Here is a 26323-nt window from a genome sequence, read left to right on the forward strand (position 1 = left end):
TTTATGTTATAAATGAAAGTTTTTGTTCACTTAGGCTAATACAACCAAAACTATTGATAAAGAAAAAAGAACACTACTTAAGTGTATCGTATTTGTATATCACTGTTAACTTTGAAAAACAGAATCAAGAGACGTTAAAAATGAAATAGTACATTTCGATATATAGACCTTACCCTATTTTTAAACTCTTATGGCCAGGCCTTTAAAAATTAAGATCCAAGATGGTCTTGACATATTTTCATAAATACATTGATGTTATACGACAACCGTTCTAAAAAAGAGTGATGAACATCACTCACCACACTTTTTCTGATCATATATCCCATATGCCATCAACGGAAGTAACAACAGTGCAAACCCGTTCTTCACCTCTTCGGGCATTACATCGCTCGCACTTCCGACTATCGATAGAGCATCAATGCCCAGATATGAATAGACCAGATCAAGAAGCAGGCCTCCCGCAACTGCACAGACTGCAATTGAGGCCAGATAAACACCTGTCGATCTCCTGCCCAGATATTTAAGGACCATTGTAATAGTAGCTGCATTCGTTGCAGGCCCTGCAAGCAGGAAAACAAATGCTGCCCCGGGACTCATGCCCTTTGCAATAAGGACTGCTGCGAGAGGGGTCGAAGCGGTCGCACAGATGTAAAGGGGGATGCCCACGACAAGTGCAAGGAGCATAGAGACCAGACCCCCTCCCAGATGGGAACCAACGAGGCTCTCAGGTACCAGATATGTGATGATACCTGCAAGAACAATACCAATGATAAGCCAGTAGCTTATATCTCCAAGCAGTTCCACGTATGCATATCTGATACCGGAGATGATACGTCCGGAAAAGGTATCAGCATCTTCGGATCCCTTAGGTCCACATGAGTTGCAACTGCATGAGGAGGAAAGAGAAGAGGAAGGTGTCGGTAACTCAGCCATTTCCAATATGCTCATTGTAGGTCCTTTTTCAACATCCTTTTCTGAAACTTTCTTAGGGGACCTTAGAAGATCCTCGGCGATCCCTGCCACCAATGCCGTGATGAAAGTCGCTATTGGCCGAAATACTGTCATTATGGGGTCAAGAAGAGCGTATGTGATGGCTATTGAATCCACGCCTGTCTGGGGAGTGGAGATCAAGAAGGACAAGGTTGCCCCATTTGTTGCACCTCTTTTTTTCAAGGACAGTGCTGCAGGGACCACGCCACAGGAACATAAGGGCAGAGGTACACCGATCAGCGAAGCATTCAGTACGGAACGGAACTTCCCGGCGGAATGTCCCAGATATTGCATTATCTTTTCATCCGGTACAAAGACATGCAAGATCCCTGCAATTCCGAATCCCAGTAGAAGATAAGGTGCTGCTTCTGCAAGGACGTTCCAGGAACTCAAGCCAATACCAATGAATATCTCCAGAATGGTTTCCATATAGGTCATTGAACACACCCCACAACGTGACTGCGGGATAGTTCGAGCAGTGCCCTTACGTGCTCATCGGCAACTGAATAAATTGCAAAACGCCCGTCCTTTCTTACCCTGACAAGATCAAGCTGGCGAAGGGTGCGAAGATTGTGAGAGATGGCAGATTGGGTCATCCCCAGAGCGTGTTCCAGTTCACATACACACATGTCCTTCTCAAGGAGAAGGTACATTGTTGTTAATCGGGGTTCCGATCGTAAAGCATGGAATATGTTGGATATCCTCAGTATCGCATCCTCATTTGGAAGATAGGAGACTATCGCATCAATGGCATCCATATCAATACGCTCACATGGAGCATCGCCTTGCATGAACATATGAACATATGTTCATGCATATAACACTAATGCTGTCACAAAAAGAACGAGAGAAAAGGCCAAAACATCACGTGCGGTCATTTTCAGCTCGAACAAAGAGGTACGAAAATTGCCTTGATAACACCTGCTTTCCATTGCCATGGCCACATCATCGGCCATCCTCATGGAACCTTTCAATAACGGGATCGCAAGTGAAAGTGTACCAGAGATGGGATCCCGCCTGTACTTTGAACCACGCGACAACTGAGAATCCTTTATCTGACCCGCATACCACAACAAATGAGGTACAAAATAAAGAGCTAAAGACATCATAGTTGCGATCTCGAATGAGGTCACGCCTACCCGCTTCAAAGGAAGCGGACGAAGTATCCTTTCTATACCGGCAGTTATCACCGCGGGTCTTGTGGTAGAGGTCAACAAAGAGCCATAGAGAATTAAGAGGACGAACCTTACGGTGACCAACAAACCCTTCGAGAGGCCCTCGTAAGTCGGTGAGAATTGAGAACTGAACAGAGCCGCACCTTCGGTGAAGAAGGAATGGATAAGGAAAATAAAGACAAAGATAGGTAACAATGGCCTGACCGACCTTATACCCGATAACCCGGAACCTGCGAGGATCGTAAGCCCTACAAAAAGCAATGCAAACACAAGGAGATCAACAAGGGCATATGATCTGAATATGAGGATACTTAGACACATTACTGAAAATATCTTGACACGCGGATCAAGTCCGTGAAGGACAGACTTGCCTGCAACATAGGAGAATAGGAAACCTTCCAACTGATCAGCCCCTTTTTTGTGACAAGGCAACAACGATCTCATTGAAGGCATCTTCCACGGAAAAGACCGTTTCCTTTACAGCCAGGCCTGAAGAGCTCAATTCCCTCATGAGCACAGTTATTTCCGGAGCCGGGAGGGATATTGAGCTTAGATATTCTTCAGGAGTACCCTCAAAGACCGCCTTACCTTCATTCAAATATACTATCCTGTCAGCCACACCAAGAACGTCTTCAAGATGATGGGAGACCAGCACGATACCCACACCATTTTGCCGGAGCAGCTCAAGTGTTCTGAACAGGCGTTCCTTGTAGAATGTGCTCAGCCCTGATGTAGGTTCATCTAGGACCAAATAGTCAGGAGATGAGGAAAGGACACCTGCAAGGGCCACAAGTCTCATTTCACCCCCGCTCAGACTAAAAGGGGAACTTTCAAGAATATCAGAACTGAGACCTACTTTTTCAATTGCATCATGAACACAATGTTCCAATTCATTCCCTTTCATACCAAAATTCGAGGGACCGTAAGCAATATCCTCAAAAACGGTCTTGCAGAACAATTGTTTAGAAGGCTGTTGGAACAGGATACCGACCTTTCTGCATACCTCTTTTTTTGAAGATGCAAGCCCATCCACAGTCACATTTCCAGATACAGGGATCAGCAGCCCATTGAGATGCTTGATGAGAGTGGTCTTGCCACAACCAACGTTGCCAATGATGCCGACAAACTCACCTTTACCTACTGAAAAGGTCACATCCTTCAATATTGGTAGTCTTTTTTTTCCTTTCCCATATGAGAAATGCAGTCCACTCACTTCGATCGGCATATTGCCTCCTTCAACGAAAAAGCATCAAGAGGGAACACGTCAGAGGAGATAATGCCTGCGTCCTGTAATCTAAAGGCAAGTTCCAGGTGTGGAGGAACTCTCTGACCTGATGCATATATCTCACGAGATACATCCCGAGGTGTGCCGTCACTTGCAATAGAACCATTTTCAAGTACGATGAGCCTATCAGCAAACAAGGCCTCTTCCATATGATGCGTCACATAGACCACGGTCTTTCCTTTCTTGTTGAGCTGCCGCACAATATCAATTATCTGAGAACGCGAATCCGAATCCAGCATGGAAGTCACTTCATCGAATATCAGTACCTCAGGGGCCATTGCCAGCACCCCGGCAATCGCGGTTTTCTGCAATTGCCCTCCGCTTAAGGACATGAGGAGGGATCCATCTAAACCATCCAGACCCACGTTTGCAATGGCACTTGTAACACGTGATCTGACCTCATGGCTTTCCAGTGCAAGGTTCTCAGGCCCGAATGCAACATCCTCTTCAACTGTTGCACCCACTGCCTGAGAATGAGGGTCCTGAAAGACCATCCCGACAGTCTGCCGTATTTTCCAGATATCTGTTAGAGATGCAGTATCCATCCCGCATACAGAAACGGCTCCCTGAGAAGGCTTCAAGAGCCCGTTCATGTGACGGATCAGAGTGGATTTTCCACTGCCATTATCACCGAGAATGGCTGAGAATGAGCCTTTTTCGATCCGAATATCGATGCTGTCGAGCACCTTTTGACCGTTCGGATAGCTGTAACTTACACCCTTTAGCTCTATCATCAGAGTACCTTTTTCAGATCATATTTTGTATTTTGTCGCAATACCCGTTGCAATTGAGATCTTGACAATGCCGGGTAAAATGAATGGAAGGAAGCCCACAGTTACCGCCTGCATGAATGACATATCTGCAACTACCATCAGATGAGCCAGACCGAAACAGAAGATGACAACGGAACCTATAGTTACAAAAAGACCATTCTTCAGCAGATTATTGCTCTCGTTCATCTCAAAGAGATAACCAATGAGGAATGCCGCTGCGATGAAACCTATGAGGTAACCCCCAGTAGGACCAAGGATGACACCGAGACCGGAACCGCCGTTGGAGAATACGGGCAAGCCTGCAATACCGAGAAGGACATAAACTACCATACTTATCCCACCCCATTTACTACCAAGCATTGCACCTGCCATGAGAACGAAGACCATCTGAAGAGTGAACGGAATAGGACCAAGAGGAACAGTTATGTAAGCACCGATAGAGGTCAGTGCTGCAAATAACGAGGCATAGACCATTTTTCTGACATCCGTATTTGGACCTACCATACCAGGACCCGGATGTTTATTGCTGTTAACCATAAATTTGTGAGTGGTTGACATTGCATAAATAGCTTACGATTATACCAAACTTTCAGTAAGACAGATATTCAGTAGAAAATATGAAAAAAAGAGAGGATGTGCCGGAAAGACCGGCACGTATAGTAAGGTTTTGGAATGGACTCAGTATGCAGCGTCCATGTCAAGGTCAGGCATGTCAGGAAGGCCGCCAGGGCCCATACTCTGGTTTGCGCTGCCTGTTGAAGCTACGACATCATCGATCCTGAGGATCATGACAGTTGCTTCCATTGCAGCGTTTATAGCCTGGGTCTTTATTCGGAGAGGCTCGATCACATCGTTCTCCCACATGTCGACTACCTCGCCGGTGTAAACATTAAGACCTGCGTTCTTGTTACCCTTCTCATGCTGGGAACGTAGTTCCACCATCATGTCAATTGGGTCAAGACCTGCATTCTCTGCGAGTGTCTCAGGGATCACTTCAAGAGCTTCTGCGAACTTGCTGACAGCAAGCTGCTCCCTTCCCTTGAGAGTGGATGCATATTCACCGAGTCTGAGTGAAAGCTCGATCTCGGATGAACCGCCGCCGACTACGACCTTGCCATCTTCGATGACAACACCGACGACATGCAGAGCATCGTTCAATGCGCGGTCAAGTGCATCGACAACGTGCTCGGTACCGCCGTGGAGAAGTACTGTAACAGCCTTGGAGTTCTGGCAACCTGTAACATAGGTCATCTTGCCACCCTTTACTTCTTTCTCCTCTACCAGACCTGCTGTGCCTACATCTGCAGTGGTGATCTGGTCAAGGTCCTGGATAATTGTTGCGCCGGTTACCTTTCCGAGTCTCTTAAGATCGCTCTTCTTTACCCTTCTGACAGCATAGATACCTGCTTTCTCGATGTAGTACTGTGCCATATCATCGATACCTTTCTGGCAGAATACCACATTTGCGCCACTTGCGATGACCTTGTCAGCCATCTCCTTCATCATTCTCTCTTCCTGGTCCAGGAACAACTGCATCTGGCCCGGAGAGGTGATCTTGATCTCAGAATCCATCTCGGTCTTTCTGAACTCGACAGGGCAGCTTAACAGAAGGATCTTTGCGTCCTCTACCTTCTCAGGCATATTTGGGTGTGAGCGTTCCTTGTCGATTACAAGACCATCCACAAGCTCGGAATCATCAATACTTCCGCCTGCGCGCTTCTCGATCTTGATGTTCTCAAGGACATTGACCTTAAAGCCATCCTCTTCCTCTTCGACTATTGAGCGAACTGCTTTGACAGTGAGAGCTGAGAGCTTCTCTTTGTATGACTCAGCGCCCTTTCCAGTGATAGCTGTTCCAGCGATCTTTATCAGAGCCGCTTCGTCGTCTGGGGAAATAGCAATAGTGATAGTTTCCAGGATCTCGCGGCATTTCTCTGCAGCATGCCTGTAACCTGTGGATATGATGGTTGGGTGGACTCCCTTCATGATAAGTTCTTCTGCCTTTGAAAGCAATTCTCCAGAAAGAACTGCTGCAGTAGTTGTTCCGTCCCCGACCTCAGCATCCTGTGTCTTGGATACTTCCACGATCATCTTAGCTGCAGGGTGCTGGATATCCATTTCCTTCAAGATGGTAGCACCATCGTTTGTGATAACAATGTCACCCATGGAGTCCACAAGCATCTTGTCCATTCCCTTAGGACCAAGTGTTGTGCGGACTGCACTTGCAACTGCCTTTCCTGCAAGGATATTGTTACTTTGTGCATCCCTGCCCTGAATTCTCAGATTTGGTGTGATATTTAGACCTCCTTAATAGCATTGATAAAGAAAATCAATTATTTGAATATTATTTGAGATATTACACATTATGTGCTCAATCTGTTCGTTCTAAATGAATGAACTTCTATATAAGCATAACCAGTATTGGAACGTATTAAAGTATGCAAAGAACTGAAAAGAAAGTGAAGCAAACCAAAACTATATTACACTGTGATATAGATGATCGCAACAAACCATTACATTTGCTTTCCCTGAAATTCAATAATAACAGTGACAAAAAAACTGATCCAGCATAAAAACGGCAGTTATGAAGATCAGAGCCGTCCATGAACTTGCAGCTTACAAGCTCCATTATAGTAAATTGACATAAAACAAGACCCCCGCTTGAAGTCAATTAAGATACTTCAAGCAGAGTGAAAGCTTTTCGACTTCCAAATAGATTTGTTACGTCCCGACCGAGAATCGAACTCGGGTCTAAGGCTCCGCAAGCCCCAAGGATATCCTCTACCCTACCGAGACAAGTTAGACAGACCTCCTAATAACTTCCTGCAATATAAACATTGCTCATAGAAACAACTTCATAAAACATTTCCAACTCCAACCCCATGAACAAAAGTTAAATGCTTCAAGGATGATTGGTAAAGCATGTCAATGACCATAGGCCTTGCAGGAAAACCAAACGCAGGTAAATCAACTTTTTTCAAAGCTGCTACCCTTGCAGATGTCGAGATAGCGAATTATCCGTTCACCACGATCAATGCTAACAAAGGAGTCACATACGTAAGATCGGTCTGCCCTTGCACAGAACGGGACAAACGCTGCGGTAACTGTCAGGACGGTATCAGGTACGTACCCATAGAGATCATAGACGTCGCAGGTCTTGTACCCGATGCACACATGGGTCGCGGTCTTGGCAATACCTTCCTTGACGAGCTTAGACAGGCACAGGCCATAATACATGTTATAGACGCATCCGGAGGCACAGATATCGAAGGAAACCCTGTGGATATCGGAGAACACGATCCGATGGAGGATGTTGATTTCCTGAACCGCGAGATAGCAATGTGGATGACAGGTATCCTAAAAAGGAACTGGGACAAGCTTTCACGAAAGATAAGGGCCGAAGGCATGAAGATGGAACAGGCCGTTTCAGACCAGCTCATGGGTGCAGGTGTCAATGAATCTCAAGCACGACAGGCCCTGCTTGCTTGCAAAATGCCGGAAGAATGCACAAAATGGACAGATGAAGAGATGGCAAAACTTTGTGAGACCATACGTGCCATCACCAAACCTACGATGATAGCAGCCAACAAGATAGATGTCGCACCTGAAGAGAACATAAAAGCTCTCGAAGAACTTGACATAATAACAGTGCCCACCAGTGCTGCCGCCGAACTCGCATTGAGGTCTGCTGCAAAGAACGGCATAATAAGTTATCACCCGGGAGACATGGATTTCGAGATAATCTCCGACAAGGTCAACGAAGCACAGAAAAAAGGACTTCAAAGCCTGAAAGAGATGATAACCACACTTGGTACAGGTGGAGCCGGCATACAGGAGTGCATCAACAGAGCTGTTTTTGACCTCCTTGACCTGATAGTGGTATATCCTGTGGAAGATGAAGGAAAATGGGCAGACAAGAACGATAGAATGCTCCCTGACGCGTTCCTCATGAAGAAAGGCTCTACCCCGCACGACCTGGCATACCGCGTTCACACGGATATCGGAGACCGGTTCCTCTATGCTGTTGACGGAAAAACAAAGATGAGACTCGGAGAAAAACATGAGCTGCAAAACGGCGATGTTGTAAAGATAGTCTCAACTGCAAAATAAGTACAAGTTCCATCCAAGAATAAGGACAAAGCTGGCATTACATGATAAGGGCAATCTACGAACGATACTTGTTGAACCAGATCAACGGAATGCAAGGACAAATACCAGAACACATCACAATGATACTTTCAGAATCAGATCTGCTTGATGATAGCGGAAAAGAGAAACTGAGTACATTCCTGAAATGGTGTTTTGCCCTTGATATCAAAATAATAAGTATTTACGTGGATGTCCTTGATGTCAAAGAAGAAGCAAAAACAAAGATAGTATCGCTGCTTTTGGATGAATTGAAAGAGATAATGGCCCCTTTACCCGAAAATGTTGGATTCGACATATACAATGAAAAGGGAGAACTTATCGAAAATAAAATGGGTGACACCCACCGGGTACATTTCTCAGTCGGGTTTGGCGGAAAGAACGAGATAACAAAGGCGATCACTTCCATCCTTCATGATGTGAAAGATGAGATATTGAGACCTGCAGACATCGATGAAAATACCATCGAATCCCATTTGACAGTACGCGAAGAGCCTGACATCATAATTCGTGCAGGTGGAAAGCACCTTTCGAATTTCCTCCTCTGGCAATCCGCTTATTCCGAACTCTATTTTACCGATGTGAACTGGCACGGCCTCAGAAGAATGGACATACTGAGGATAATAAGGGATTACCAAAAAAGACAGCGCCGCTTTGGCAAATGATCAAGTTCTCCTTTCCATAACGATCGCATTATCGTCAGGATAATAGTCAGGAATGATCGCTACCGCCTCGAACCCGTTGGCAAGATAGAAATCCTGTGCAGTTCTGTTATTCTCCCTCACTTCCAGCCGTACAAGAGGAAATGAGTTGGCCTTTGCAAGCAACATGCAGCTATCTAAAAGACAAGAGCCGATATTTCTCCGCCTGTGCTTTGGATGTATCGCAATACTTGCCAGATGGGCATCATCAGCGATCACGACAAGGATCGCATACCCGCAGATGGAACCGTCTTCCTCGAAAACGATGAAACCGGGATGGTGCACATAGGACCTGAATGTACGCATGTCCCAGGGCTCAGCAAAGGAAAGGTTCTCGATATCTACGATCTCCGGTAGATCCGACCTTGTGGCGATTCTTATCATATAATGCCAGTATGGACATCATGGATTATAAATATCTGGAAATATCCTAAAGGGTTCCATACTTATAGAAGACAGGACAACCAGTCAGTGATGCCAGTTTATTCTGTGATAGCCTGCCCGAAATGTCGCAGGTCTGCACAGCTCATAGAAGATAAAGGTGCAAAGACCACAAGATGTCAACTTTGCGGAACTACTTTACACATAAGGAAACTACGGGTGTTCCATAAAGGCGAAGATATTGAAGAAGCAAGAGCTGTGCGCACAAAGATGCAGGCACAGCTTCTCGGGGGAAAGCAAAGCACAACGATGAACGACCTCAAATGTTCCACATTTGGAGAGGAACTTAGTTCAGTATCGCCACCCAGAGATGATGCATCGATATCCAAAACAATAGATAAGGCATTCAAACCGAAAACCCCATCCAAGATCACGACCCTGACGACCGATAATGTTCGCAGAAAAAAGAATAATGCGGAAAAGGACATGATGTCCATCCTTGAAAGCAGACCCGAAGGAATGAAAGTATCCGAGTTATCCACCATTGCTTTAGAAATGGACGTTGATGAAGCAAAATTCAAAGATACCCTTGAAAGGATGAGAAGTTCAGCACAGATATACTTCCCAAAAAAAGGCCATGTTAAAATTATCCAATGATACGTTGAATATTATATCTCTTTTTCATTCAGAACACATAAGATATATCTAAAAGAACCACATAATATTATAGTTCAATGGACTGCCCCCAGGGTGAGTGCAAAAGTCCTTTCACAATTACAAGGTTAGAATATGCCCGATACGACCACACTTGACATCATAGAACTGCTACTCACAGCAGAGATCTACAACAGATATCCGGAAATGGATGTGAATGATCTTCCAAAGAGTATAAGGAAGAACTACTGGAGCCGCACGCATAAGGGAGTGCCAAAGCCTATAGCGGTAACCCGCAAGGACATCGAGGGTCTTTTTGCTATTAAAGAGCTTAAAGGACAGGTGCTGTCATTGCCTTTTATCGACATCGATGAGCTTACATCAAAAATAAAGTTCACTTCCTTTGATGTGGGAGCAGACTGGTTCCATAAACAGGAGTCTGCAGACGAAAGAATAGATGCAAACCCGGCCCTGGCATATTACTACGAAGAGAAGAAGAGCTCCGAGACTGCCAATTATAAAAAAGCACTCGCAGCAACAGGACCAAAAGAAGTTGACAGGGAATGGATAGAATCCCTTATAAGCGAGATATCTGAAGAAGAAGGCGGCGAAGATATGCTTAAGCTGGTGCACATAATCGCCCCGGAGGATATTGCCCAGCCGATGAGATATATGGTCCTTACAGAAGATCAGAAGGAAGAGATCGAAAAGATAGTCAAGGCCATACAGTACCGTGAGCATCTTAAAAAGATAGGGTTGCATGACATAGGAAAGATCCTGATGGTGGGGCCACCAGGTACTGGAAAGACATCCGTGGCAAAAGCAATGTCAGAACGCCTTTCAATACCTTTTGTAGAGGTAAGGTTGTCCATGATAACCGATCAATACCTTGGAGAGACCGCAAAGAACATCGACAGAGTGTTTGCACTTGCGAAACGATTGAGCCCATGCATACTTTTCATCGATGAGTTCGATTTCGTTGCAAAGACAAGGGCATCCGATGAACATGCGGCATTGAAGAGAGCTGTCAACACCCTTCTTAAGGCCATAGATAGCATCAGTCTGACCAATGACGGAGTTCTCCTGATGGCAGCGACCAACCACCCCAGAATGCTGGATTCTGCGGCATGGAGAAGATTCGATGAGATAATGAACTTCCCGTTACCAGACGAGAATATGAGAAAAGCCATCCTCGATATCGTGACCAGGGACATAGAAGGGGACTTCGACAATGCGGAAATAGCACCGCTCACAGAAGGATACTCCGGTTCTGACCTGAGAATGGTCATTCGGGAAAGTGTGCTCAATGCCCTTGTGGAAGAGAGAACTGTCATCTCACAGGAAGATCTGTTCAATGCAGTTCAAAAGTTCAACAAACGTGCCAACATCAAGTCCGATGAATATGTTGTAAATGAGGGAGGCTTCTGATATTTCATGAAGATAACACTTCTGGGCACAGGAGATGCCCCCGGAACACCGGTCATCGGTTGTAATTGTCCCGCATGTATCGATGCGATAAAAGGAACCAAGAGCAACCGTCTGCGGTTTTCCATACTCGTGGAATCAGATGAAGGTAAGGTGCTGATAGACACCAGTCCGGACATGCGGGAGCAGATGTTGCGAAAAGGGCTCAAACATGTCGATGGTGTCATCTGGACACATGGTCACTATGACCACTATACCGGATTCGGAGAATTCCATCGTGTCCAGTACAATGTGGATGTATATGGAGTGACAGAAACATTGGACTATATTCTTGATTATGTCTCATTTCTCAGACCAAAACGGCATGACATACCGCTGAATACATCCTTTGGACTGATAGGACTGGATTTCACACTTTTCGAGGTCAACCACCCTCCTGCAAAGAAAGCGGTGGGTGTGATGATATGCGAAGGTGACAAAAAAGTGGTCATCAGCGGGGATACTGATGAGAACATCCCTGAAAAAAGCATGGAGCTTATACAGAACCCTGATATTTTCATAGTGGATGCCATCATACCTCATGATGTAGGATTCCATGTAAAGAAACACATGGATGCAAAGGAAGCCCTGGATATGGCTGAAAGGATCAATGCAAAAGAGGTTGTAATGACCCATTTAAGTCATTACTTCAAACCTCACGATGAAGCCGTTAAAACATACCCATTGGGATATGACGGAATGGAACTTATCCCTTGATCATTCCTTTTTATTTCCGTCCTTTGCCATTCCCTGCCTTCTTCTCAATGAAAGCATCTTCAATGGATTTCCTTTCGTTACGGAGTTTCCTTCTTGTGGAGAGATAATTTCCAAGTACCAGCAACACCCCACCGAATAGGATGCTCGTACCTATCAAAAGCAACCTTGGCGCAGATTCCGAATAGAACTTAATCATCACGGTCCTGTAGGGCAGGTCCTCTTCAGATATCTCGACCTTAAGATATTCCCTTGCCATATTGGCAAAAGCACCGGACTCTGCATGAAGGTCATACCAGACCAGAACTTCACGCCCTTGTTCATCGATGTATCGATCATCGGTTTCAGGAATTACCTTTCCAACGAAGGGATTGCCGGTAGTGTAACCTTCGGGCAGCACAAATCTTACCGTTGAATCATGAGTAGGAACATACATGAAATCCTGCCCTTTTGGATTATTGAGAGCAAAAGCAACGATACCGGTAATGTTCTCATCGAATTTCATGACAAAGTGTTTCTGACCACGGATCACGTCATCCTCAAGAGTATAGTTGAAAACTGGAAGGTCCTCCGGAGAAGATGATGCAAACATCTCAAAGGTCTCGGCTGAAGCGGAAACGTTTTCGGACCTGTCCGCAAGGATCACAACGTTGGAAAGAATATCCCCTCCAGAATTGAAAACATCCTCCATCGGAACGATTTCTATCACCGAGGTTTCTGCCACCATATAAACAACGTTCGTACTTCCATTCCTTGAAAGGTAAAAGGTTGTCGTATTCAGATCATCGCTTTTATCGGAAGGACTATGAAAGACCTCCAGTTCATAATCAGAAGCTTCTAACGTTGCATTACTATCATCGGTCACAGGAGCAAGCTCATTGATGCAACCTGATGACATTATTGCAAGAATAAAGACCAATACCAATGTTATTGCTAATCTTTTCATGATACACATCGCAAAAGTTGTTCAAAAAATAATGGACACCATCACTAAAAAAGGTTGTTGAAAAAAAGAGGCACTCCCAGAAAGGGAGTGTGACCTAAATATGCTTAGTCTTCGCTTGGTATGCTCAGGAGAATACCAACATCTTCGAGAGCTTTTGATACTTCTTTGTATGCAATAAAGACCTCTCTCTTCTGCATTTCAACAGAATCGACTGGTGGTTCTGATGCGAACCAGATCTCTTTTTCATTCTCACCACGTGTGATAGAAACACAGGCAAGCATGTCGGCCTGGATGAGCCTGTAGACAGAATCAAGTCCGGTAGGAGTTACCCATACAGGATAAGCCTTTTTTAGCTGTTCTACGAACTTGCTCCAGTTCACTGTGGCTGAAGCTTCAAGCCTCAAATGAAGGTGTGCACGCTCCCCGCTGATCTGTTCATCGAGGGTCATGAGGAAATTCTTATATTCAGAGGATTGATCATCGACCTTCTGTGCATCGTGGCTTGCCAATTCTTCTGCTGCATCCTTGAAGAACGGAGCGAGATTGATGACATTTGAGGGTTTTGTCAGAAGGGAAACGCCAAAGAAAGCAATTCCACTCAATCCCATTCCCACGATCACACCATGGCTCATGAGAATTGGATGTACTGTCTCAAGGTATGGAGGTGCCATAGGTGCGGTCATTGAAAGATCATACACCGTAAAGGAGATCTGTGCCACAGCACCGATAACAAGCCCTGCCAATGCACCTTCTTTTGTCGCACGCTTCCAGTAAAGTCCACCCATGAGAGGGAAGAAGTAGGATGCACTTGCGATGAACGTTGCAATGTGAATTGCATCGATGATACTGTTGATGAAGAACGAGGAAACTGTTGCTGCTGCAACTATGAAAAGAACGCTCAGTCTGTTAATAGTGAGCATCTGCTTCATTGTAGCATCAGGTTTGATAAATCTCTGGTAGATATCACGTGAAACACATGATGCACCCGAGGTTGCAAAAGTATCCGCACAGGACATTGATGCTGCTGCAAGACCAATTGCGCTTAGCCCGATCACAGCAGGAGAGAATGTCTCGACAATGAATGTCAGAAGTGCAGGTTCGGCCTGTGCCATTCCCATAGGGAAACCCATCGCAGATATCTCAGGATACAGTGAGTTCAGCCCAATGGCAATGAACGCACATGCAGTGAAGACTACTGTGACAAGGAAAGAACCAAGTACAAGACCATTCCTTGCAGAGGTCGAGTCTTTAGCTGCCCATACTTTCTGCCATGGGTCCTGTTCTGTGATCCATCCAGGGATGATAGCGAAAACGAAGATAAGCACCATCGGGATGCCTATGATGAAAGGATTCCACCAGTCTGTGGGCACAGTTGAGATCAGGTCTGATGCGGAAGAGATATCCGCTGAACCGGAAGTTGCTGTCCCGATCGCCAGGAATGCCATTGCAAGAGCGAAGATGGAAAGGAAAACGAACTGCACAACATCGGTCCATACTACCGCACTGAGACCACCGAGGGTCACATACGCAGAAACTGCAAGAGCAACGATGAGTGCCGCATAGATCGGGTCCAGACCATAGAATATCTGCAACACAAGAGCGAATCCTTTGATATCAGCAACTGCGAAAAGGATCATTACGATAGTGATAATAATACCCACAGGAGCACGTATTGCAGAACTGTACCTCTGTTCGAGAAGTTCTGCCTGTGTGATAGAAGGCAGATTCTTGAACTTCTTGACAAAAATAGCGATTATAAGCAATGCCAGAATGTTAGGAGCTACAAAACCCCAAATGGAGCCCATTCCAAGTAGCATGAAGAAACCAATAACTGCTAATATTCCACCAGCGGTCAGCCATGATGCGGCAGAGGAAAATCCTATTCCTATTGTGCCGATCTTACGTCCTGCCAGCCAGAAATCAGTAACTGTTTTCTGCCTTTTTGTAAAGTACCAACCAATGCCTATGAGTCCACATATGTAAACTGCAAGCATTGCCATAAACAATTGATATCCATCCATAATTGAAACCTCTGATAATTAAATTTAAGACCGCATGAATGCAGTACCTTGAACCATTAATATATTTTTATTACCCCATACAGGGTACAAGGAACATACCTTATTTAATATATAAGTCCTTTCGAAAAGAAGAAGAGATGATCTGTTGTTTAAGTTTGACATATAAGGTCACTGAAAGGACATTTACATCCATTCATAATGACGCATTACCTCGAGGTTCATGTCATACATCATACTGTTCTCAACATAACCGAAGAAGAAACAACCCTCACAATTTTTGGTCACTTCGTGCTGCTGTGGACGTGAACGTTTCCAAACATTTGCAATTCCTTCATTGATATTTCCCAGAGGTTCCCTGTGAACCCGACAATTCTCAATGGAACCATCAACTGTCACATCAAGAATGAAATTATTGACATGACAATTGAATCTTTTTTTCAGGTCCTTGATCATTGAAAGATAACTTATGGAATTGATTATCGGATAGCCCTGTCTTTTCATCTCGATTACACGATCGATCGTTCCCCGATATTTATCCATGTCACGAATACCCATTGAGGTCCAGACATCATCATCGATCCCTTTGAATTCATACATTGGCTCAAAGGAGATCTTTACCCCAATGTCCTGTGCAAGTTGTACAAGCTCTTCAATATCATCGAGATTTTTTCCACTTATGACGCAGTTCATAAGAAGTGGATTCTTAAGTTTGTCCTTTACATTCATTATAGTGTTAAGAAGAACGTCAAGATCGACCCCTCGGATCTCTTTGTAACTTTTAGTGCCATCCACGGATACCGAGAGATAATCAAGGTCTTTAAGATCATCTATCCTTTCCTCGAGAAGTTTGCCGTTAGTAATAAGAGAAGTGATCATTCCAAGCTCTTTGGCAAACCTGAGTATCTGGGGAAGGTCATCACGAAGAAGAGGTTCTACGGTCCATGCATTATAGACACCTATACCAAACGAGCGGGCATCTTCAAGCATTTTGAATATCGAAGCAAGGCTCATCTCTTGCCCGGGGTTCTTCCAGTACTCACAAAATTTACAACTCATGTTGCATCTGGAATTGATCGCATGCGAAAGAACAAAGGGTCGTTTGCGAACTCTCATCTGCCAGACAGCACGTGCAGCTATGGTTGGTGAAAACTTGGACATGATATCAGTGCTCAATTTTGATGCCCTATATCTTGCAAAGGAGTTGATAAAACTTAGCACATATAGATCAACAATATTGTAAAGAAAATCAGAAAGAGAAAGTGTAAGGAGATAATAACATGCTGGATCGACCAGCAGAACAAAAAGTATTTTTCTTGCAAACATGGGCCAGGAACATAGAGCATCCCACAATACGACCATCGACCTTTCTTATATGATTCAGGATAATGTTTTTACTAAACTCAATGAAGAACAGAGCCTATATGCAAGCAGTATATCATCAGCATAAACACTGAGCTTGATAAGGTTATTTTTGAGATACATAGCGAAATGACCTTAATGGAGTTTGAAAATGAGAAGGAGAATACATTCATCCATAGCATTTCGGGAAAATCTTCGTATCAATGATTAAAATATTCGAATATTAGGACAATGTTTATAAGTAGAAAGATGTATGAGAAGTCTACTTAAAAACGTCAGAATATAGCCCATCATTATCAACATCCCAATAATTTTTTGAACTGGTTTGTGATGGGAAATAGTAAAATAAAGGCATTCAGTCTTTTTTTAAGCGTTAATTAACAGGTAATCATCATGGAATCATTCAAAAAATTAGGTATCGAGGATGCGATCTTAAGATCGATAGAGGACAAAAAATTTGAAGCCCCTACTGAAATTCAGGAAATGGCTATCCCTCTGATCCTTGAAGGAAAAGACATAATAGGTGGAGCTGCTACCGGATCAGGTAAGACGCTCGCTTTTGGTTGTGGAATCATCCAGAAGATAGAAAAAGGAAATGGAATCAGAGCACTGGTCCTTACACCAACAAGAGAGTTGGCTGAGCAGGTTCAGAACTCATTGAAGGAATTTTCCAGACATAAACAATTGAGAGTAGCACCAATATATGGTGGTGTAGCTATCAATCCACAGATCCGCCAACTCGAAAGAGCGGATGTTGTTGTTGCAACCCCAGGAAGATTATTAGACCATATCGAAAGAGGAACTATTGACCTCGGGGATGTAGAGATGCTTGTCCTTGATGAAGCAGACAGAATGCTTGACATGGGATTCATTGATGATGTTGAAATGATCATCGATGAATGTCCTTCTGACAGGCAGACAATGCTGTTCTCAGCAACTGTTTCCAAAGACATCAAGTACCTCTCAAACAGATACATGAATAACCCTTCAAATGTATTTGCGAAGGCATACGTGGATTCAGATAAACTGAAACAGGTATATATCGATGTTCCAAAGAGGATGAAGTTCTCACTCCTTGTACACCTCCTGAAGACTGAAAAATCAGGACTTGTTATGGTTTTCTGTAATACGAGAAGTAATGTTGATTTCGTACAGAAGAACCTGAGAAAGAATGACATTGATGCAATAGCCATCCATGGCGGACATACACAGGCAAAGAGAAAGGGCACACTGAGCAAGTTCCATTCCAGCAATGCACATGCACTTGTATGCACCGATGTCGCAGCCAGAGGACTGGATATTCCCCATGTGTCCCATGTTTACAATTTCGACATTCCTGATGACCCCAGTGAATATGTTCACAGGATAGGAAGAACAGCAAGGGCTGGAAGAGAAGGAAAGGTCATCAATGTGGTCGCTGACGTGGATAAGGGTAGCTTTATCAGACTCACTAAACTGCACCGCAAGTTCAATTTCGAGCATGAAGAACTACCGGAATTCGAAAGGGTACTCATAAAAGATGATGACAAGGGGCCAAGGAACCATCGCGAGACCCGAGGCAGAAGAGAAGACCGCGGAAGAGGCGGGGGTCGTAGCAGTGGCGGCTATGGCGGTAGTGGCGGTCGTAGCACCGGCAGTGGCGGCGGTGACCGACGTAGCAGTGGCGGCAGCAGCGGTGGTCGAAGTGGTAGCCGTAGCGGAGAGGGCGGTGGCGGCTATGGTGGGCGTAGCAGCGGTGGCGAACGTGGCAGTGGCGAACGCGGCAGTGGCGAACGCGGCAGTGGCGAACGTGGTAGTGGCGAACGTGGTAGTGGCGGCTATGGCGGACGTAGCAGTGGCGGCAGCAGCGGTGGCAAAAGTAGCGAACGCGGCAGTGGCGGCTATGGCGGACGTAGCAGTGGCGGCAGCAGCGGTGGCAAAAGTAGTGAACGCGGCAGTGGCGGCTATGGCGGACGTAGCAGTGGCGGCAGCAGCGGTGGCAAAAGTAGTGAACGCGGCAGTGGCGGCTATGGCGGACGTAGCAGTGGCGGCAGCAGCGGTGGCAAAGGTGGCGACCGCGGCAGTGGCAGCGACAAAGCACGCACCGGTTTTAAGAAAAGGACAGGCGTTCAAAAGAAGAGAGAATAACCTAACCGGTTATTTTTTATAACACCGTAGAGTATTTATTTGCATGAGCTGGTTTGTAGTAGATGCGGTCGACGTGGCTTTTAAAAGAACACGGGTCGCACTACTTGAACCATTTGATATCTGGAAATGGATAAAACTTGCCATTATAATAGCCCTGGCAAGTGGAGGAGGAGGGCAAGGTTACAACGGACCTTCTTCAAATCCAGATCTCCAAGATATACCCTCATCACCTTTTTCTGAAATTCCTACATTGAACTCATTTATAGATCAGATATCGATGCCAGATATGTCATGGGTGATCGCAGCATTCATAATAATTTTAGTATTGATATTGCTCTTTGGATATTTTGCTTCAGTTATGGACCTTGTTCTTGTGGAATCCGTCACAAAGAATGACGTTCGATTCTGGGAATATTCAGCTAAGTTCCTACGTAGGGGATTGGACCTATTCATATTAAGACTTGTACTGAGAATTGTATACCTGGGAATATTTATGATGGCGGCTTTGCCTATCATAATGCAGATCGTGCATTACCCATCAACAAACCTTCTGCCACTTTTAATAGCTTCCAGCCCTAGCCTCATTGCAATAATAGTCATACTATCAGTAATAAGCAGTATAATTAATTCGTTCATCGTTCTTTGCATCCCTGTTGCAATGTACAGTTCCACAGGATTTATTGAATCTCTGGAAAGAGTTAGCGCAAATTTCAGGCGCGATTGGAAACAAATGTTTGCATACTGGCTCGGAAGGATGTTCCTGTGGGCATTAGGCAGTGTAGCTGTCGTAATTCTTGTTTTTTTATTGATATTGATCCCGATCTTGCTATTTCTGATCATCGATACAGTAGTCTATTTCACTTTTTCGACGATGATAGGGGAAACAGCATGGATAATTATTGCACCTATTGTTTTTATAGAGATCATACTGTTAATACTTATCTCGATGATGGGAGCAGTGCCTTTACGGGTCTTTATGAAATACCATGTGCTTACATTCATTGAGAAATGGGACCCAGGAATGAATATCCCATTATTTGATGTTATGGAAAATAACAAAGAACGAGCTTAACTGATATACTTTGAGCTTTCAAATTGTCAGAGATAGATCTCAGACACTTTTTTAGAATAGAATGAACATACGCAAAATGAAATTTTATTAAAAAAAAGAATTGATACTCGCATAATGCGAGTATCGGTTTGAAAATAGCTTAGCCAAAGAGTGCGCCGAGACCAGCCATGCCGCTCTCTTCTTCTTCAGCTTTCTCTTCTTCTGCAGGTGCTTCCTCAGCTGCTGCTTCAGCTACTGGAGCTGCTGCTGCTGCTGCTGGTGCGAATGCTGCGGTTGCCATTGCTTCCTCGATGTCTACATCTTCGAGTGCTGCAACGAGTGCCTTTGCACGGGATTCGTTAACTTCTGTGCCTGCTGCAGAGAGTACTGCGGAGACGGATTCTTCTGTGATGTCTTTACCTGCGTTGTGCAATAATAGTGCTGCGTATATGTATTCCATTGTAATTCACCTTTTAGTTATTAATATTATAGTTGATAGTTAGTTTATCCAAAGAGTGCTCCAAGACCGGACGCCATGTCGCCTTCCTCTTCTTCTTCTTTGACTTCTTCCTGCTCTTCAACAACTTCCTCGACTGCTGCTCCAGCAGCTGCAGCAGAACTTGCTGCACCGAGTGCTTCCTTTAGCTCATCGTCAAGAGCATCATCATTGGATGCTGCTGCTGAAGCGATCGCCATCATCTTGCTGTATGCCTTACCAAGCAGAATGTCCATGATTCCTGGCTCGTAAACTGTAGCATTGACTGCAACGTTCCTTGAATCGGATGCTGCCTTAGCAAGCAATGTGTTGATGTTCATAGCAGTTGGATATGCTGCATTGACAGACATATTGAATGCCTGCTGAGCTGCTTGTACGAAGTTGGAGAATACCTGTTCCTCATCGATAGCAAGTACATCAGGAGTGAAGATAGAACCTTCTTCCAGAACTGCCCTAAGATCAAGACCGACTTCAAGTGGATAGATCTCCAGCCTTGTCAGCATAGCTGCAAGTTTCTGAGATACAACCTCACCGGCCTTTGCAACAGCCTTTGTTTCCTTGATGACAACCTTTCCGCCATCAATAGCTGCGGGTATACCTGCAGCCTGCATGTCACCAAGTATAGGTCCTGGTGGGAAGCTTGTTGGGCCTTTCTCTACAATAATGTCGCTAGTAGCTACCATTCCCGCTTTAATAGGGGAAGGAGTCTTACTTTTCTCAAGCAACTTGTAGAGTTTGAAAGGGTTCTGTTTTGTGAATATGAGTGCGGTCTGCACATCAACATAATCATCCATCTTCTTGACATCATCAGATGATGCGTCAAGTGCCCTTCTTGTCAGAGTGTTTCTGCAAACTTTAAGGACTGCAAAGTCCTTGAGGTCCCTTCTCATCGACTGAAGCTGCTTTGCAGGAATTCCTTCAATACCAATAACACCAAACAATGGATATGATTCAATGAGGCCCTTAATTTCCTCGATCTCGTCTTTCTTCCATTGAGGAATGTGTTCACTGTGGTGAAGTTCTGCCATTATACCAACCTCACAGAATTACCCATAGTAGTCGTAACATAAACTGATTTAAGGTTGTGTTTACCTTTCTCAAGAGAATGTTCTAACCTACCAAGAACTGATTCGATGTTCTCTGCAAGTTTCTCGACATCCATGTCCCTGCGACCAACTGACACGTGGAAGGTCAATTTATCCTTCGACCGTATACGTACCGAGTTCTTTGTGCTGTTGATAAGATCTGCAACGTTCCTGTCAGGGGTCAATGGTACTGGCATCTTTCCGCGAGGACCAAGAATTGCACCAAGGGCCTTACCGATCTGAGCCATATACTGGACTTCTGCGATAAAGAAATCACACTCGTTTGCGAGACTTCTTGCCTTTGATTTATCTTCGCCGAGCTCCTTGATGTCCTCTTCAGTAAGGACGTAGTCGCAACCAGCATCCTTTGCGTTGAGTCCAACCTCACCCTTTGCAAAAACAGCGATCTTCATGGACTTACCAAGGCCGTTAGGAAGGATTATCTCCTCATCCACACGATTCTTGGGCTGACTCATGTCGAGATTCTTTAAGTTAATTGCAAGATCCAAGCTCTCGGAGAACTTACGCTCCGGGGAAACTTCAATTAACTGTTTTACTAAATCTAAAGTAGTTTCTTCTACCATTCTATTCCTCCCGTAGTTTTTGAACATGTGTTCTGACACAGATATTATCTGCATCCGGTAGGCATACAATAATTGCATACCCGCCTATGCGGCCGCTCCGGCCTACTACGGTAAAGTAAGGAGATTTTCATCTCAATTACGAAGCTTCAATATTGAAGCATCTGTTTAAAACTTGTCGGTCAGCCAGAAAGACTGACCAACTTGTTTGAATTTGATATAGATATCAAAGAGATAATAATATCTCTTTAATTACCATGCTTCTGCTGCGAGAGACTCGTCGAACTTGCCCTCATCAACAGCTTTCTGGCATTCCCTTGGATCAAGGTCTTCAATCGTTACACCCATAGGAACACAGGTTCCCATGACTTCTTTGATCGCAGCCTTAAGCGAATAGGAAAGGATATCGTCTTTCTTCATACGTGCGATCTTTGCGACCTGTGCGATCTCAAGATTGCCGACAACAACGGTACCGGACTCGCCGGAACCCTTTGCGATGTTGAGTTCCTTAAGGATCAATGCGGATGTTGGTGGAGTACCCACTTCGATCTCAACACTCTTATCGTCAGCAACGATAACCTTAACAGGAACCTGCATCCCATTGTAATCTTTTGTCTTTTCATTGATCTTGTCGATCACGTCTTTAATATTAACACCAAGAGGTCCTAACGCAGGGCCCAGTGGAGGACCGGGATTTGCTTTACCGCCAGGAACCAATGCTTCTACTACACTTGCCATTCGAGCAACACCTTTTTAAATTTTATAAATTAATTAAATAAGTTTATAGATTGGATCTATGAATAGAATCTATTCACTCAGGAATTTGTTTCCTCTTTCCTAAGTATCCGTACAGTATCACCACGAATAGTTATAGGTATTGGTACGACTGCATCGAACAGTTCCACAGTGATCTCTTCATGGCCTTCATCAACACGCTTCACACGTGCCTTTTCACCCTTGAAAGGACCAGAGGTCACTTCGATGATAGCACCTTCTACAATACCTGTAACGGTTGGCTTTGGCGTAAGGAAATGTGCGATCTCCGCTATACTAGACTGACCTTTTACAACAGTCCTCGCATGAGGAACTGTCTGGATCGCCTGTTCTACGGCTCCGGAATCGGAAGATTCCAGAAGTACATAACCTTTGAGCTCATCAGGAGCAATTATAGACCTGATATCAAGATTATCCTTCTTTGCAACCTGAGCCAGCATAGCAGCAACCGAACGTTCCTGATTTGCAGTTGTCTTTACAACAAATATAGCGGCATCTTCACCCATAAAATTACACCCACTGTGGAACTACGGTCAACAGCACATAAATAAGGAAACCAACAAAGCCTATCACAAGAATTCCGGCACCAGCGACCTTAGCGATCATGAGGAATTCCTCTCTGGAAGGCTTCTTGGATAATTTCAGTACCCTCAGATATGATTTGAGGACCTGACCGACATTGCCGTTTATCTTAGCCGATTTTAACATATTCTCTGCCAAACTTTTCACAACCAGTTTTAGTATTATTGATATGTACGAGTTGATACGATACAATTCATCAACGATCGATCCGACTATAAAATTTAGTGGCGTTTAAATAACGTACTAAATAAAATACCTTTCGATTGAACAGCATCGTATCATACAGAACAAATTAAAAAGATAAGGAGATAGATCCCCTGATCATTTTACGAAATCGATCCCGTATTTCCGAGTAACGTTCTTGGAGTTCCCACTTCCATAGATCTGCGGGGACCTCACACCAGTAACGACAAGCATAGTACGCACAGAATGCTCAAGATCAGGGTCCACCTGGGCACCCCAGATCAACCTTGCATTCGGATCGATCCTGCTATAGACTTCCTGAACAACGCTCTCTGCCTCTGCAATGGTCATATCCGGACCACCGACAACGTTCACAAGAGCAGATGTCGCACCGGAGATGTCCACATCAAGAAGAGGACTCCTCAATGCTTTCTGAACAGACTCTACAGCCTTGTTCTCACCATCAGCCTCACCAAGACCTATCATTGCAACGCCACCGTTTTGCATAACGGTCCTTACATCAGCAAAATCAAGGTTCACAAGACCCGGTTTTGTAATAAGCTCTGTAATGCCTTTCACGGCCCTCATCAGAACCTCATCGGAAACCTTGAAAGCTGCCTGCAATGGCAACCTTGGAACAACCTCAAGAAGTTTATCGTTCGGAACGACAATGACGGTATCAGCGACATCCCTGAGCCTTTCAAGCCCTGCTTCTGCGTTCTCACGCCTTACATGCCCCTCTACGGAGAATGGAAGAGTGACCACAGCGATCGTCAAAGCACCGGCATCCCTTGCAGCCTCTGCGACAACTGGAGCGGAACCTGTTCCGGTACCGCCGCCAAGCCCTGCAGTAATGAACACCATATCGGAGCCATCGACTATTGAACGTACCTCATCGATGCTCTCAAGTGCAGCATCCTCACCGATCTGAGGCAAACTGCCTGCACCAAGACCCCTTGTCTTCTTCTTACCAATAAGGATCTTCCTTTCGGTAGTAACATTCAAAAGATGCTGAGCATCCGTGTTCACAGCAACTACTTCAGCACCCTTGATGCCTTCCTGTTGCATACGTTGAGCGCTGTTCGAACCCCCTCCGCCACATCCTACAACCTTGATGTTAGTCTGCAGATCCTTCAGCATTGCCTCAAGTTCCGCATTAATATTATCAGATTGTGAAACGCCGCCGGAACGGATTTGCGTCTCTTCTACAGATCGAGCTAATGCCTCTTCTACTATGGATTTCATAACATATCCTCCACTATAGCAACATGATCAAATGTATGGAATTATTAATATTCGTAATATATAGAGATTAGTATTATATTTATCTACATCGTTCAAAAGATCTCATTCCTTAACACGAGACTCTTCTGTGTCCTCACATGGACCATTTCTGGTCGGATAGTGTTTCCCTCGACCATAACTGACTGACCTTTTGCCAGTTTCCCAAACATAGGGCCGGAAGGAACTCCACACTTTCGCGCGAGCTCAGGACTGAATCTCTCAATCGTAATGTGCAACACATTTTCTTCGAAAACGTATTCAGTATCATAACGTCCTTTTAGTATTTTAATGCATTCATCTACAATAAAGGAAAGGAAGTTCTCTGCATCACGTTTCCAGAAAGTATAGAAATGATTTGATACTGTTGCATCATCGCGTTCCGAATAGACAACATTCGACATATTAAGCAACCTTTTCACAGCCCTCGCATCAACAGAACTTACCAGTTTGAGAAGTTCATTTTCAACTACAACAGTAACAACATCAGACACATCGAACTCAAGAATATCACAAGCATTCTCACTCAACTTAGCTTTCATCCCAACAGGGACCTTGATCCGCCCTGAAAGACCCTCATCCTGAATCTTATGCCAAAATACTCTGAACACATCCCAACAGACCCCTTCCATCTCTTTGATGTCACTTTCTCTCAATACCTCAAGCCCGCATTCATCTGCAAGCTCATTTATCCGTTCCTTCTCCTCAGAGGACAACGCCTTCCTGTCATAGTAAACAAGGTCTGCACCCGACCTCTCAACTGCCTTCCTGAACATATCCCCATCAACAAATTGAAGCTGATAGTTCGGGAAATTATGACCGAATGAAACATCCGAGCCCAGAACGATCCCGGATTGCCTTGCAGCATAGTGCCCACCTCCGAATCCAACGGCCACAGGACAACTTCCCGGCCTCACGGAAAGAATAGACCGTGCGACAACATCACCCGCATCCAGATTGGCCCACTCCACCTCAGAACTACCGATCTCTGCATAGACCGAAGGAATATCAAGGTCCGAAGGACCGTGGTGAGTAGACTCCATCGAAACATCGAACCCGATACCCTCCGACAGCTCGGCCATATTCCTGAGCAGAGAACGGAGCGCGAACGGAGCAGCCTTGGAAAGCTCACCTGGATACCCTCCGAAATCAGCAGAACCCGGATTCCCCGTAAAGTGCGCGGTCAGAAGCCGCCTGCCATCAGCACTTTTATGTTTGGAAGCGAAAATGAGGAGCTCACATGGCAGACCTGCCTCTTTGATCTTCCTGTCGATCCCATCCTGATAGACATGATGTTCAGTAACCTCGACAATATGAAAAGTCCCGCTCCGATACACCGCAGAGAGATTATCAAAGATACCAGAGGGAACATCCACTTCAACCCAATCCCTGAGCTTTAGCAAATGCTCTTTTATATTCTGACTTGCCGGGTCCACAGTAGAACAAACTATAACAATACTCATATCAGTGACCTGAACCTCATTATCTTCCTTCATAAAAATAACTCCAATGAACAATATTTTACCAACTGTTTTTCACATATAGGACTTCACG

The 26323-nt window shown here is 44.8% G+C and carries 26 protein-coding genes and 1 tRNA gene; 7 read left to right on the forward strand and 20 right to left on the reverse strand.

Going from position 1 to position 26323, the window contains the following annotated elements; translation table 11 throughout:
• Window positions 1–291 precede the first annotated feature (291 nt).
• The 8 genes from AC20MK_RS10950 to AC20MK_RS10985 all read right to left on the reverse strand — a co-directional run bounded on the left by AC20MK_RS10950 (window position 292) and on the right by AC20MK_RS10985 (window position 7019).
• Window positions 292–1428, reverse strand: coding sequence for an SO_0444 family Cu/Zn efflux transporter (locus AC20MK_RS10950; RefSeq protein ID WP_487355841.1), 1137 nt, complete (start codon window positions 1426–1428; stop codon window positions 292–294).
• Window positions 1425–1781, reverse strand: coding sequence for an ArsR/SmtB family transcription factor (locus AC20MK_RS10955; RefSeq protein WP_487355842.1), 357 nt, complete (start codon window positions 1779–1781; stop codon window positions 1425–1427). Before AC20MK_RS10955 ends, AC20MK_RS10950 begins: the two co-directional genes overlap by 4 nt.
• An 18-nt stretch (window positions 1782–1799) precedes the next feature.
• Window positions 1800–2567, reverse strand: a complete 768-nt coding sequence (locus tag AC20MK_RS10960) for an energy-coupling factor transporter transmembrane component T family protein (RefSeq protein ID WP_487355843.1) — start codon at window positions 2565–2567, stop codon at window positions 1800–1802.
• A 4-nt stretch (window positions 2568–2571) separates the two neighbouring features.
• Window positions 2572–3390, reverse strand: a complete 819-nt coding sequence (locus AC20MK_RS10965) for an ATP-binding cassette domain-containing protein (RefSeq protein ID WP_487355844.1) — start codon at window positions 3388–3390, stop codon at window positions 2572–2574.
• Window positions 3375–4184, reverse strand: coding sequence for an ATP-binding cassette domain-containing protein (locus AC20MK_RS10970; protein ID WP_487355845.1), 810 nt, complete (start codon window positions 4182–4184; stop codon window positions 3375–3377). The genes AC20MK_RS10965 and AC20MK_RS10970 overlap by 16 nt, the downstream gene beginning before the upstream one ends.
• Window positions 4185–4202: 18 nt before the next feature.
• The gene (locus tag AC20MK_RS10975) at window positions 4203–4760 is read right to left on the reverse strand and encodes a biotin transporter BioY (protein ID WP_487355846.1); all 558 of its coding nucleotides are present in this window, start codon (window positions 4758–4760) and stop codon (window positions 4203–4205) included.
• A gap of 141 nt (window positions 4761–4901) precedes the next feature.
• Window positions 4902–6518, reverse strand: coding sequence for a thermosome subunit alpha (gene thsA, locus AC20MK_RS10980; protein WP_487357106.1), 1617 nt, complete (start codon window positions 6516–6518; stop codon window positions 4902–4904).
• Between the two features lie 429 nt (window positions 6519–6947).
• Window positions 6948–7019: transfer RNA gene (locus AC20MK_RS10985), tRNA-Arg, on the reverse strand.
• A 126-nt stretch (window positions 7020–7145) separates the two neighbouring features.
• Between AC20MK_RS10985 and AC20MK_RS10990 the strand changes: the two genes are divergently transcribed.
• On the forward strand, window positions 7146–8333 hold the full coding sequence (locus AC20MK_RS10990) for a redox-regulated ATPase YchF (RefSeq protein WP_487355847.1): 1188 nt from the start codon (window positions 7146–7148) through the stop codon (window positions 8331–8333).
• Window positions 8334–8374: 41 nt separating this feature from the next.
• Window positions 8375–9034 carry an undecaprenyl diphosphate synthase family protein gene (locus tag AC20MK_RS10995; RefSeq protein ID WP_487355848.1) on the forward strand — a complete coding sequence of 220 codons (660 nt, stop codon included), beginning with the start codon at window positions 8375–8377 and terminating at the stop codon, window positions 9032–9034.
• Here the strand turns inward: AC20MK_RS10995 and rimI are convergent, their stop codons facing one another.
• Window positions 9035–9454: a ribosomal protein S18-alanine N-acetyltransferase gene (rimI, locus tag AC20MK_RS11000; RefSeq protein WP_487355849.1), complete on the reverse strand. Its 420-nt coding sequence runs from the start codon at window positions 9452–9454 to the stop codon at window positions 9035–9037.
• 90 nt (window positions 9455–9544) lie between these two features.
• On the opposite strand from rimI, the gene AC20MK_RS11005 reads away from it, so the two are divergent.
• The 3 genes from AC20MK_RS11005 to AC20MK_RS11015 all read left to right on the forward strand — a co-directional run bounded on the left by AC20MK_RS11005 (window position 9545) and on the right by AC20MK_RS11015 (window position 12286).
• Complete coding sequence (locus tag AC20MK_RS11005) at window positions 9545–10108, forward strand: DUF5817 domain-containing protein (RefSeq protein WP_487357107.1); 564 nt, start codon at window positions 9545–9547, stop codon at window positions 10106–10108.
• Window positions 10109–10240: 132 nt separating this feature from the next.
• Window positions 10241–11533, forward strand: coding sequence for an ATP-binding protein (locus AC20MK_RS11010; protein WP_487355850.1), 1293 nt, complete (start codon window positions 10241–10243; stop codon window positions 11531–11533).
• Window positions 11534–11539: 6 nt separating this feature from the next.
• Complete coding sequence (locus AC20MK_RS11015) at window positions 11540–12286, forward strand: MBL fold metallo-hydrolase (protein WP_487355851.1); 747 nt, start codon at window positions 11540–11542, stop codon at window positions 12284–12286.
• A 10-nt stretch (window positions 12287–12296) separates the two neighbouring features.
• On the opposite strand, the gene AC20MK_RS11020 is transcribed toward AC20MK_RS11015, so the two are convergent.
• The 3 genes from AC20MK_RS11020 to AC20MK_RS11030 form a co-directional block, all read right to left on the reverse strand.
• Window positions 12297–13229, reverse strand: a complete 933-nt coding sequence (locus tag AC20MK_RS11020; RefSeq protein WP_487355852.1) for a DUF5803 family protein — start codon at window positions 13227–13229, stop codon at window positions 12297–12299.
• A 104-nt stretch (window positions 13230–13333) separates the two neighbouring features.
• The gene (locus AC20MK_RS11025; protein WP_487355853.1) at window positions 13334–15250 is read right to left on the reverse strand and encodes a sodium:solute symporter family protein; all 1917 of its coding nucleotides are present in this window, start codon (window positions 15248–15250) and stop codon (window positions 13334–13336) included.
• Between the two features lie 183 nt (window positions 15251–15433).
• Window positions 15434–16423 (reverse strand): radical SAM protein, encoded by a 990-nt coding sequence (locus AC20MK_RS11030; RefSeq protein WP_487355854.1) that lies wholly within the window; start codon window positions 16421–16423, stop codon window positions 15434–15436.
• A gap of 579 nt (window positions 16424–17002) precedes the next feature.
• Between AC20MK_RS11030 and AC20MK_RS11035 the strand changes: the two genes are divergently transcribed.
• Window positions 17003–18736, forward strand: a complete 1734-nt coding sequence (locus AC20MK_RS11035; RefSeq protein ID WP_487355855.1) for a DEAD/DEAH box helicase — start codon at window positions 17003–17005, stop codon at window positions 18734–18736.
• Window positions 18737–18779: 43 nt separating this feature from the next.
• Window positions 18780–19808, forward strand: a complete 1029-nt coding sequence (locus AC20MK_RS11040; RefSeq protein ID WP_487355856.1) for a DUF7544 domain-containing protein — start codon at window positions 18780–18782, stop codon at window positions 19806–19808.
• A gap of 139 nt (window positions 19809–19947) precedes the next feature.
• On the opposite strand, the gene rpl12p is transcribed toward AC20MK_RS11040, so the two are convergent.
• The 8 genes from rpl12p to AC20MK_RS11080 all read right to left on the reverse strand — a co-directional run bounded on the left by rpl12p (window position 19948) and on the right by AC20MK_RS11080 (window position 26265).
• The gene (gene rpl12p, locus AC20MK_RS11045; RefSeq protein ID WP_172368473.1) at window positions 19948–20247 is read right to left on the reverse strand and encodes a 50S ribosomal protein P1; all 300 of its coding nucleotides are present in this window, start codon (window positions 20245–20247) and stop codon (window positions 19948–19950) included.
• A 44-nt stretch (window positions 20248–20291) separates the two neighbouring features.
• On the reverse strand, window positions 20292–21311 hold the full coding sequence (locus AC20MK_RS11050) for a 50S ribosomal protein L10 (RefSeq protein WP_487355857.1): 1020 nt from the start codon (window positions 21309–21311) through the stop codon (window positions 20292–20294).
• Window positions 21311–21952 carry a 50S ribosomal protein L1 gene (locus tag AC20MK_RS11055; RefSeq protein WP_487355858.1) on the reverse strand — a complete coding sequence of 214 codons (642 nt, stop codon included), beginning with the start codon at window positions 21950–21952 and terminating at the stop codon, window positions 21311–21313. The genes AC20MK_RS11050 and AC20MK_RS11055 overlap by 1 nt, the downstream gene beginning before the upstream one ends.
• A gap of 249 nt (window positions 21953–22201) precedes the next feature.
• Window positions 22202–22687 (reverse strand): 50S ribosomal protein L11, encoded by a 486-nt coding sequence (locus tag AC20MK_RS11060; protein WP_487355859.1) that lies wholly within the window; start codon window positions 22685–22687, stop codon window positions 22202–22204.
• 77 nt (window positions 22688–22764) lie between these two features.
• Complete coding sequence (locus AC20MK_RS11065; protein ID WP_487355860.1) at window positions 22765–23229, reverse strand: transcription elongation factor Spt5; 465 nt, start codon at window positions 23227–23229, stop codon at window positions 22765–22767.
• A 4-nt stretch (window positions 23230–23233) separates the two neighbouring features.
• Window positions 23234–23431 carry a protein translocase SEC61 complex subunit gamma gene (locus AC20MK_RS11070; protein WP_487357108.1) on the reverse strand — a complete coding sequence of 66 codons (198 nt, stop codon included), beginning with the start codon at window positions 23429–23431 and terminating at the stop codon, window positions 23234–23236.
• 195 nt (window positions 23432–23626) lie between these two features.
• Window positions 23627–24733 (reverse strand): cell division protein FtsZ, encoded by a 1107-nt coding sequence (gene ftsZ / locus AC20MK_RS11075; RefSeq protein ID WP_487355861.1) that lies wholly within the window; start codon window positions 24731–24733, stop codon window positions 23627–23629.
• A gap of 92 nt (window positions 24734–24825) precedes the next feature.
• The gene (locus AC20MK_RS11080; RefSeq protein WP_487355862.1) at window positions 24826–26265 is read right to left on the reverse strand and encodes a D-aminoacyl-tRNA deacylase; all 1440 of its coding nucleotides are present in this window, start codon (window positions 26263–26265) and stop codon (window positions 24826–24828) included.
• Between the last annotated feature and the right edge of the window lie 58 nt (window positions 26266–26323).

It is taken from the genome of Methanococcoides sp. DA23 (assembly GCF_057593895.1).

Excerpts from the sequence above, each read along its gene's own strand:
- AC20MK_RS10950 (WP_487355841.1), bottom strand. The coding sequence starts at position 1,428 with ATGACCTATATGGAAACCATTCTGGAGATATTCATTGGTATTGGCTTG.
- AC20MK_RS10955 (WP_487355842.1), bottom strand. The coding sequence starts at position 1,781 with ATGCAAGGCGATGCTCCATGTGAGCGTATTGATATGGATGCCATTGAT.
- AC20MK_RS10965 (WP_487355844.1), bottom strand. The coding sequence starts at position 3,390 with ATGCCGATCGAAGTGAGTGGACTGCATTTCTCATATGGGAAAGGAAAA.
- AC20MK_RS10970 (WP_487355845.1), bottom strand. The coding sequence starts at position 4,184 with ATGATAGAGCTAAAGGGTGTAAGTTACAGCTATCCGAACGGTCAAAAG.
- AC20MK_RS10975 (WP_487355846.1), bottom strand. The coding sequence starts at position 4,760 with ATGGTTAACAGCAATAAACATCCGGGTCCTGGTATGGTAGGTCCAAAT.
- AC20MK_RS10990 (WP_487355847.1), top strand. The coding sequence starts at position 7,146 with ATGTCAATGACCATAGGCCTTGCAGGAAAACCAAACGCAGGTAAATCA.
- AC20MK_RS10995 (WP_487355848.1), top strand. The coding sequence starts at position 8,375 with ATGATAAGGGCAATCTACGAACGATACTTGTTGAACCAGATCAACGGA.
- rimI (WP_487355849.1), bottom strand. The coding sequence starts at position 9,454 with ATGATAAGAATCGCCACAAGGTCGGATCTACCGGAGATCGTAGATATC.
- AC20MK_RS11005 (WP_487357107.1), top strand. The coding sequence starts at position 9,545 with ATGCCAGTTTATTCTGTGATAGCCTGCCCGAAATGTCGCAGGTCTGCA.
- AC20MK_RS11010 (WP_487355850.1), top strand. The coding sequence starts at position 10,241 with ATGCCCGATACGACCACACTTGACATCATAGAACTGCTACTCACAGCA.
- AC20MK_RS11015 (WP_487355851.1), top strand. The coding sequence starts at position 11,540 with ATGAAGATAACACTTCTGGGCACAGGAGATGCCCCCGGAACACCGGTC.
- AC20MK_RS11020 (WP_487355852.1), bottom strand. The coding sequence starts at position 13,229 with ATGAAAAGATTAGCAATAACATTGGTATTGGTCTTTATTCTTGCAATA.
- AC20MK_RS11025 (WP_487355853.1), bottom strand. The coding sequence starts at position 15,250 with ATGGATGGATATCAATTGTTTATGGCAATGCTTGCAGTTTACATATGT.
- AC20MK_RS11035 (WP_487355855.1), top strand. The coding sequence starts at position 17,003 with ATGGAATCATTCAAAAAATTAGGTATCGAGGATGCGATCTTAAGATCG.
- AC20MK_RS11040 (WP_487355856.1), top strand. The coding sequence starts at position 18,780 with ATGAGCTGGTTTGTAGTAGATGCGGTCGACGTGGCTTTTAAAAGAACA.
- rpl12p (WP_172368473.1), bottom strand. The coding sequence starts at position 20,247 with ATGGAATACATATACGCAGCACTATTATTGCACAACGCAGGTAAAGAC.
- AC20MK_RS11050 (WP_487355857.1), bottom strand. The coding sequence starts at position 21,311 with ATGGCAGAACTTCACCACAGTGAACACATTCCTCAATGGAAGAAAGAC.
- AC20MK_RS11055 (WP_487355858.1), bottom strand. The coding sequence starts at position 21,952 with ATGGTAGAAGAAACTACTTTAGATTTAGTAAAACAGTTAATTGAAGTT.
- AC20MK_RS11060 (WP_487355859.1), bottom strand. The coding sequence starts at position 22,687 with ATGGCAAGTGTAGTAGAAGCATTGGTTCCTGGCGGTAAAGCAAATCCC.
- AC20MK_RS11065 (WP_487355860.1), bottom strand. The coding sequence starts at position 23,229 with ATGGGTGAAGATGCCGCTATATTTGTTGTAAAGACAACTGCAAATCAG.
- AC20MK_RS11070 (WP_487357108.1), bottom strand. The coding sequence starts at position 23,431 with ATGTTAAAATCGGCTAAGATAAACGGCAATGTCGGTCAGGTCCTCAAA.
- ftsZ (WP_487355861.1), bottom strand. The coding sequence starts at position 24,733 with ATGAAATCCATAGTAGAAGAGGCATTAGCTCGATCTGTAGAAGAGACG.
- AC20MK_RS11080 (WP_487355862.1), bottom strand. The coding sequence starts at position 26,265 with ATGAAGGAAGATAATGAGGTTCAGGTCACTGATATGAGTATTGTTATA.